This is a genomic window from Polaromonas sp. P1_G2 (assembly GCF_056405515.1).
Genome location: NZ_JBFUBY010001573.1, coordinates 1 through 383 on the forward strand (window position 1 = coordinate 1; position 383 = coordinate 383).

Genomic DNA, 383 nt, shown 5'->3' on the forward strand with positions numbered 1-383 from the left:
ATCCACATCGATCCCAGCCAGCAGACCACCTATCAGGCCAACCACGCCGACACGACCTATTTCCTCGACAAGGGCGATGTGTTTGACCCGATGGGGGATGGCGTGGACGCATTCTCCGGCGTCACCGGCCGCGATTTTCACATTGCCGGCGCGCTCAAGGGCAGTGATGCGCTCAACATCGGCGATACCTTCACCCACAAGGGCGCGGGCGACTTGACCGTCACGCATTCCGGCTCGATTTTCGGTAAATTCCAGGGCGTCACGAGCCAGGGCAATGGTCAGACGATCGAGAATGCCGGCCAAATCAGCAGCGACGGGCTCGCTCTCCAGGCTGAGGGAACGCGGACCCACCTGACCAATACCGGAATGATGACCGGTAAGAC

The 383-nt window shown here is 60.6% G+C and carries 1 protein-coding gene; it reads left to right on the forward strand.

The features are described from left to right. Nucleotides 1–383 (forward strand): hypothetical protein (locus tag AC1D0P_RS31600; RefSeq protein ID WP_477680333.1); only part of this gene is annotated, 383 nt, incomplete at both ends.